The organism is Halonotius roseus (assembly GCF_006861655.1).
GTDB classification, from domain to species: Archaea; Halobacteriota; Halobacteria; order Halobacteriales; family Haloferacaceae; genus Halonotius; species Halonotius roseus.
The window spans coordinates 192071-198227 of sequence record NZ_SESI01000001.1 but is presented as its reverse complement, the minus strand read 5'-3'; the positions used below and the strand labels follow the sequence as shown (position 1 = coordinate 198227).

10 protein-coding genes are annotated in these 6157 nt (G+C 62.3%); 4 read left to right on the top strand and 6 right to left on the bottom strand.

Going from position 1 to position 6157, the window contains the following annotated elements; translation table 11 throughout:
- The coding region (mvaD, locus tag EWF95_RS01055) for a phosphomevalonate decarboxylase MvaD (protein WP_142443122.1) at positions 1-824 on the bottom strand (824 nt) is incomplete at its 3' end.
- 360 nt (positions 825-1184) lie between these two features.
- Here mvaD and EWF95_RS01050 point away from each other — a divergent pair.
- Positions 1185-1520, top strand: a complete 336-nt coding sequence (locus tag EWF95_RS01050) for a 2Fe-2S iron-sulfur cluster-binding protein (protein ID WP_142442132.1) — start codon at positions 1185-1187, stop codon at positions 1518-1520.
- A 14-nt stretch (positions 1521-1534) separates the two neighbouring features.
- On the opposite strand, the gene EWF95_RS01045 is transcribed toward EWF95_RS01050, so the two are convergent.
- A complete protein-coding gene (locus EWF95_RS01045; protein WP_142442131.1) occupies positions 1535-1849 on the bottom strand; it encodes an ASCH domain-containing protein in 315 nt (104 codons plus the stop codon).
- Between the two features lie 105 nt (positions 1850-1954).
- Here EWF95_RS01045 and pyrB point away from each other — a divergent pair, with 105 nt between their 5' ends.
- The 3 genes from pyrB to EWF95_RS01030 all read left to right on the top strand — a co-directional run bounded on the left by pyrB (position 1955) and on the right by EWF95_RS01030 (position 4440).
- A complete protein-coding gene (pyrB, locus tag EWF95_RS01040; protein WP_142442130.1) occupies positions 1955-2872 on the top strand; it encodes an aspartate carbamoyltransferase in 918 nt (305 codons plus the stop codon).
- Positions 2869-3330 carry an aspartate carbamoyltransferase regulatory subunit gene (pyrI, locus tag EWF95_RS01035; protein ID WP_142442129.1) on the top strand — a complete coding sequence of 154 codons (462 nt, stop codon included), beginning with the start codon at positions 2869-2871 and terminating at the stop codon, positions 3328-3330. Before pyrB ends, pyrI begins: the two co-directional genes overlap by 4 nt.
- A 249-nt stretch (positions 3331-3579) precedes the next feature.
- The gene (locus EWF95_RS01030) at positions 3580-4440 is read left to right on the top strand and encodes a hypothetical protein (protein WP_142442128.1); all 861 of its coding nucleotides are present in this window, start codon (positions 3580-3582) and stop codon (positions 4438-4440) included.
- Between the two features lie 42 nt (positions 4441-4482).
- Here the strand turns inward: EWF95_RS01030 and EWF95_RS01025 are convergent, their stop codons facing one another.
- The 4 genes from EWF95_RS01025 to EWF95_RS01015 all read right to left on the bottom strand — a co-directional run bounded on the left by EWF95_RS01025 (position 4483) and on the right by EWF95_RS01015 (position 6039).
- On the bottom strand, positions 4483-4698 hold the full coding sequence (locus EWF95_RS01025; RefSeq protein WP_142442127.1) for a hypothetical protein: 216 nt from the start codon (positions 4696-4698) through the stop codon (positions 4483-4485).
- Between the two features lie 61 nt (positions 4699-4759).
- Positions 4760-4888: a hypothetical protein gene (locus EWF95_RS13795; protein WP_281285185.1), complete on the bottom strand. Its 129-nt coding sequence runs from the start codon at positions 4886-4888 to the stop codon at positions 4760-4762.
- Between the two features lie 47 nt (positions 4889-4935).
- Positions 4936-5676 (bottom strand): ThuA domain-containing protein, encoded by a 741-nt coding sequence (locus EWF95_RS01020; protein ID WP_142442126.1) that lies wholly within the window; start codon positions 5674-5676, stop codon positions 4936-4938.
- Positions 5677-5796: 120 nt separating this feature from the next.
- Positions 5797-6039, bottom strand: coding sequence for a UPF0058 family protein (locus EWF95_RS01015; protein ID WP_142442125.1), 243 nt, complete (start codon positions 6037-6039; stop codon positions 5797-5799).
- Positions 6040-6157 lie beyond the last annotated feature (118 nt).

The following is a 6157-nucleotide window of genomic DNA, read 5'->3' as shown; positions in this document are numbered from 1 at the left end:
TCGACGCCCTCCTTGCGGAGTTCCCGAACAGCGTTGAAGACCGCAATCGTCTCGGGCTGCCAGTAGACCCACCCTGAGGGGCCGGTCATCGTCGCCGCCGTCAGCGACAGCGAGTCGTGTTCGGCGAGTTCGAACACGCGCTCGAAGGAGGCTTCTCGCAGCGCGTCCCGCATCTCGACGATCTGGTCGGGGATATGGGCGACCCGCGCTTGGAACATGTGGCTCTCGGCGGCCTCTTTGTGGGCCTCCTCGGTTTCCTTGTAGGAGGGCACGTGAGCCGCGACGATTTTGAGATCGTCTTCGAGATCGGATTCCAAGCGGTAGGATCGGCAGTCCTCGTCGTTGAGTCCGGCGTAGAGATGGGAGAACGCCCCCGTCACAGCGCGGGCGGCCGACGACGACCCGCGACGTGCGACCGTCGAGATCTCCGGCAGCGACATGTCGAGGCCGGCGGCTTCGACGAGGGCCATCGCGGCTGCCGCAAAGCCTGATGACGACGAGCCGAACCCGATGTTCGAGGGGAAGGAGTTCTCGCTTTCGAAGCGGACGGCGTGATCGAAGTCGGCGAGCTCGCGGACGTGATCGACGACCATGTTGATCCGCTCGGCTGCGCGGCCCTCGACTTCTTCGCCGTCGATGATGTAGGTGTCTTGGTTGCCGCCCTCCGCGTCAACGTCGGTGAGCCACTCGACAGTCGTTGTCGTGTTCGTCGGCGCGGTGCAGACGCTGATCGAGTCGTGGTACGGCAAGCGGAGTTGGGGATCGCGCATCCCGTGATACTTAACGAGCCCCTGGATCGGGTGGGCTCGCGCGGTCGCCTTCATGCTCATAGGTCGGTATGGCGGTCGGTTGGGGGTTAGGCGTTCCGGATCGTCGGCTATACTGTTTTGATTGGGTGATTACAGCGTTAGACACATTGTAGAAAGCTCTCGACGCGCTGGGCTCCCGGGACTCGCTGCGCTCCTCGTCGTTCGCGTTGCTCACTCCTGCGGTGCTTGCGTCGTCCGGGTTCGCCCAGCGCGCCTCGCCCTTTCAGTCCGCCAGGGCTGCGGTTGGTCGGCCGGTCGACACACCTGCTTGGTTGTTCATAGTTGAACGCCGCCGGCTGTTGTCCAAATCCGACCTCCCGTCGACGACGAAACCCATAACAAGAGTTTTGGGCGGAGTAACCGAACCTCGCAGACATGACCGAGTACACCGTCGAGTTCGTCGGAACCGACGAGACGATCACGGTTTCCGACAAGGAGACGATCCTCAGTGCCTGTTTGGACGAGGGCATCGCACAGGAGTACTCCTGTCGTGTCGGGATGTGTCTCGCCTGTTCGGCCGAGATCATCGAAGGCGACGTGGCCCAACCGGCCGCCCGCGGCTTCACCGAGGAGGAAAAGGAAAACTACGCGCTGACCTGTATGGCCCGCCCGCAGTCGGATCTCAAGATCGAACGCGGCGTCTACCCGCCGAGCATCGAAAACGACATGACCAGCGGCGCGGCCGACGCTGCACCGGCTGACGACGACTAGCTCCTGATCGACCGCTACTGCGGTTCGAATCGGTGTCGTACCACGTCTGCGTCGTCGTTCCACTCAAAATCTCCGCCGTGGGCTCTGACAAGCCGCTTTTTGTACGCGTCTAAGTCCGCTGATCCCTCGCGTTGGGCATCCTCATCGGTCAGTTCGCCCAGCGTGAGCTCTTCGACGCTCGTGACCGCGTAAGTGTCGTCATCGACCTCGAAATGATCGCCCTCCTCGGCGTAGGCTTGCCCCCGGGTCAGCTGTGTCATCTCGCCGTCGGCGACCAGTTCCTTGACGTGTCCGTTCGGCAGTAGCGTGTCGGCATCGATCTGTGCCATGGTCGTGGTTGCGCGTCTAACAGCAAAAACACCCGGCTGTGAGAGCTTCCGCAGGCCGACCCCAACCCGCGGGATTCAAGAGCGTCGGGCGACCCACCTGCAACAATGCGTCAGGACCACCTCATCACCGCGACCCAACTCTCGCGGGCCGACATCGAGGCGGTGCTCGACCGAGCGGCGGAGATCGACGCCGACCCCGGGGCCGTCGCCGATCGGTATCGGGAGGCCGTCCTCGCCCTCTGCTTTTTCGAGCCGAGCACGCGCACGAAGATGAGCTTCGAGACCGCGATCAAACGCCTCGGCGGGTCGACGACCGACATGGGCACGGTCGAATCCTCCTCGGTGAAAAAGGGCGAAAGCCTCGCCGACACCGTCCGCGTCGTCGAGGGGTACGCCGACGCGCTTGTCCTCCGGCATCCCAGCGAGGGTGCGGCGAAGATGGCCGCCGAGTTCGTCGACGTACCGGTGATCAACGCCGGCGACGGCGCGGGCCAACACCCGAGTCAAACGCTGCTCGATCTCTACACCATCCGCGAAAACGTCGGCCTTGATGATCTCTCGATCGGGATCATGGGCGATCTCAAATACGGGCGAACGGTACACTCTCTGGCTGAGGCCCTCACCAACTTCGACGTGCGCCAACACTTCATCAGCCCCGAGAGCCTCAAACTCCCCCGCAGCGTCCGCTTCGATCTCCACAACTCCGGCGCGCAGCTCCGAGAACACACCGACCTTGAGGAGGTGCTGCCCGAACTCGACGTGCTGTATGTCACCCGCATTCAGCGCGAGCGGTTCCCTGACGAAACCGAGTACGAACAGATCGCCGGCGAGTACCAGATCGACGCCGACACCTTAGAGCTGGCCGACGACGATCTTGCGGTGATGCACCCGCTGCCCCGCGTCGACGAGATCGATCCCGCTGTCGACTCGCTGTCGCAGGCAACCTACTTCGAACAGGCGCACAACGGCGTCCCGGTCAGAATGGCCCTGCTTGATGTTCTGCTGTCGGAGGGTGAGCTATGAGCGACCGCGAACTCCGCGTCTCAAAGATCCGCAACGGCACCGTCATCGACCACGTCTCGGGGGGCCAAGCCCTCAACGTCCTCTCGATTCTCGGCATCGACGGCTCCGAGGGGCTTGGGGTCTCTGTCGTGATGAACGTCCCCAGCGATCGGTTGGGGCTGAAAGATGTGGTCAAGGTCGAAGACCGCGAACTCAGCCAATCCGAGGTCGACGTGATCTCGCTGATCGCCCCGGAGGCGACGATCAACATCATCCGCGAGTTCGATGTGGTCGAAAAGAACCGCGTCGATCGCCCGGAAACCGTCGTTGGCCTGCTGTCGTGTCCGAACCGCAACTGCATCACCAACGCCAACGAGCCCGTCGAGACGAAGTTCGATGTCGTCGACGACGGCGTTCGCTGTACCTACTGCGGGACGATCATCCGCGAGGAGCTGGCCGCACACATCGCTCCCGAGTAGGTCGACGCTGACTTGCCCACGCAAAGCCTATAACCCACCAACCGTGATATGAGGTATGTCCAAGAAACTGAAACTGCTTGGCGTCCTCGTCGTCATCGTACTGGCCTACGTCCTCTTCTCGGGCGATACCGAACCCGTTGAGGTCAACGTCGACGAGTAACCCCTCCCTCCTTCCGGTGACGCTCACCGCCACCGAGTCACAACGCCGGAGAGCGAACCACTTACCCACGGCTGTGGCCAACCCGGTGTATGGATGGGATCGTCACGCGGAATGAGCCAGAAACCAGGTGGGACGAGTTCGATCGGGCGTTTTACGAGGTGAAAGATGTCACCGGTCGTCCCAACGAGCCGATCGCCGACGCGATCAACATGGTCTCCTGTTTTGGCGATAATGCTGCCGCGGCCGAGAACCCCGATCTGGTACCCGTCGACAGCGAGGGTCGGCCGGCGACCCGCGAGCGCGACTACTTTGATTGGGCCTACATCTGCCCGACCCACGACGCCTACCGCGAGGGGCTGCTGGAGATGATCGCCGACTGTGGGGCCGCACACGACGATGTTCGCTTAGACGATGTTGGCTTCCCCCGCGATGACTACTGCCGGTGTGACCGCTGTGAGCGACGGTTTGCCGACAGCGAGTTCGACGACTGGCACGCGTGGCGGGCCAACGTGATCACCGAGTTCGTCGCCGCCGCACGTGAGCGTATCCCGGGACGACTGTATCTCACCCTCTACCCGGATCCCTATCCGGGCCATCTCGCCCAACGAGCCGGGCTCGATCTCGACGCGCTTGCCCCCTATGTTGACGAGTTTGTCGTCCCGCTGTATGATCTGGACTACGGCACCACCTACTGGCTGGAGTCGCTCGCTCGTGGCTTTCGGAGCGCGCTCGGCGGCGGGTACGCGGTCGACGACGCCGATCCCGAGGTGCCGTTTTCGATCGAACTCTACGCGGTCGATGTCGACGTCGACAACCTGATTCAGGCGGCTGAGGTGGCCGGCACCTACGCACACGAGGTGTTTTTCGGCTACGATGCCGCCCAGGCGTCGGCGGCGATCCGGCGACAGGGTGCCGACCAGCAGGACGGCGAAACCTATACGCCGGAGTAAGGGCCGCCGATACGCCGGAGTGATCGTCGCCAATTCGCCGACTCAGTTCGTGTAGTAATCGGCCCACGCAGTCCAGAGACACATCACAGCCGAGAAGCCGAGTATCGCCAGATACAGAACATTGAGCCCGCCGCTAACCCACAGATACATCCCCCCGAAAAGCACAAACAGCAGCCCAAAGCCGCCGATTCGCATGCTCTTGAGGTTTGGATACGCCGCGAGCCACCCCACAACGCCGCCGGACTGATCGGATGCCATCGTGCTCGCAGCAACCACCGCCGGCGGTTTAAATCACTCTCTCCGCCATGGCGAAGCTTGGCTACCGGAGATAGCTGAGATAGTAGATCACGCCGATACCGAGGATGAATACGAGCAGTGCGACGCCACCAAGCGCGATCATCAGCGTTAGCCCGCCGTTAGTCTCGCCCGCGTTCTCATCAGCACTCATCACCGATAGTATGGTCGCCAGCGGTTTAGCTGCCACGTTAGTTCTCGTCAGTGGACGGTTCGGTCGTCGCTCTCGTCGATATCCTCGATCGGCTCGCTGTTCCCGAACTCGGGGGTCGGCCCGTCACCGGGGGCCGCCCACGCGACCGCATTGGCGAGTACCTGCTGAACCGCCTCGTCGTGGTAGATCGGATACGTCTCGTGGCCCGGCCGAAAGTAGAAAAGCCGGCCGTTGCCGCGTCGGTAACAACACCCCGACCGGAACACCTCTCCACCCTCAAACCACGAGGTAAAGACGAGCGTGTCGGGGGCGGGGATATCGAACCGTTCGCCGTACATCTCGGCATCGTCGAGTTCGATGTACTCCTCAAGGCCATCAGCGATCGGATGACTCGGTTCGACGACCCAGAGCCGCTCGGTTTCGGCGGCCTCCCGCCACTTCAGCGAACAGGAGGTGCCCATCAGCCGGGTGAACGGCTTCGAGTAGTGGCCGGAGTGGAGGACGATGAAGCCCATCCCCTCGCGGACGCGCTCACAGACGCGGTCGACGATCTCCTCACGCACCTCGTCGTGGGCAGCATGACCCCACCATGTGAGTACGTCGGTGTCGTCGAGCACAGCCTCTGTCAGGCCGTGGTCGGGCTCGTCGAGTGTGGCGGTTCGGGTCTCGAAGCCGGCCTCGCTGAGGGCGTCGGCGATGACGGTGTGAATCCCATCGGGGTAGACCTCGGCGACGGTGTCGTTGTGGCGTTCGTGCCGAAACTCGTTCCAGACGGTCACCTGTGCCATAGCTACTCGGAGTCGACCGCCGGTGATAGCGTTTGGGCCGCCCTGGGCGGTGCTACGAGACTCGTGGCTGCCGCGTGCTGCGGCTCACCAGTTAAGAACAACACACAGTCCGAAACTGTGTTAGTCTGCGTTCGGTGCCAGCGGCTCGGCGGTGTCGGATTCGACCTCGTCCATTGAGGAGGTGATGCCTTTCGCCAGCTCGAAAACAGCTGCTTTGTGGTCGGTCTTCGATTTGTGGATCGATGTCGGCTTGATGCCAAGCGATTCGTACTCAGTAAGATCAACGTTGTCTTCCCACGCTTCACACTGCGTACGTACCTCGGCAAGCAGGCCGTGTAGGTGGATGAGCTCCTGCTTTTTCATGAGCAACAAGTCGTAGCGACTGGAGGGTTATAGTAGTATCCTGAGATTGGTTACCATAGGACGCCCACAATATGACTCGGTAGTTTCGCCGCTATTCGCCGTGTATACGGCCGAAAAC

Excerpts from the sequence above, each read along its gene's own strand:
- EWF95_RS01045 (WP_142442131.1), bottom strand. The coding sequence starts at position 1,849 with ATGGCACAGATCGATGCCGACACGCTACTGCCGAACGGACACGTCAAG.
- EWF95_RS01050 (WP_142442132.1), top strand. The coding sequence starts at position 1,185 with ATGACCGAGTACACCGTCGAGTTCGTCGGAACCGACGAGACGATCACG.
- EWF95_RS01025 (WP_142442127.1), bottom strand. The coding sequence starts at position 4,698 with ATGGCATCCGATCAGTCCGGCGGCGTTGTGGGGTGGCTCGCGGCGTAT.
- EWF95_RS01015 (WP_142442125.1), bottom strand. The coding sequence starts at position 6,039 with ATGAAAAAGCAGGAGCTCATCCACCTACACGGCCTGCTTGCCGAGGTA.
- EWF95_RS01020 (WP_142442126.1), bottom strand. The coding sequence starts at position 5,676 with ATGGCACAGGTGACCGTCTGGAACGAGTTTCGGCACGAACGCCACAAC.
- pyrB (WP_142442130.1), top strand. The coding sequence starts at position 1,955 with ATGCGTCAGGACCACCTCATCACCGCGACCCAACTCTCGCGGGCCGAC.
- EWF95_RS13795 (WP_281285185.1), bottom strand. The coding sequence starts at position 4,888 with ATGAGTGCTGATGAGAACGCGGGCGAGACTAACGGCGGGCTAACGCTG.
- pyrI (WP_142442129.1), top strand. The coding sequence starts at position 2,869 with ATGAGCGACCGCGAACTCCGCGTCTCAAAGATCCGCAACGGCACCGTC.
- EWF95_RS01030 (WP_142442128.1), top strand. The coding sequence starts at position 3,580 with ATGGATGGGATCGTCACGCGGAATGAGCCAGAAACCAGGTGGGACGAG.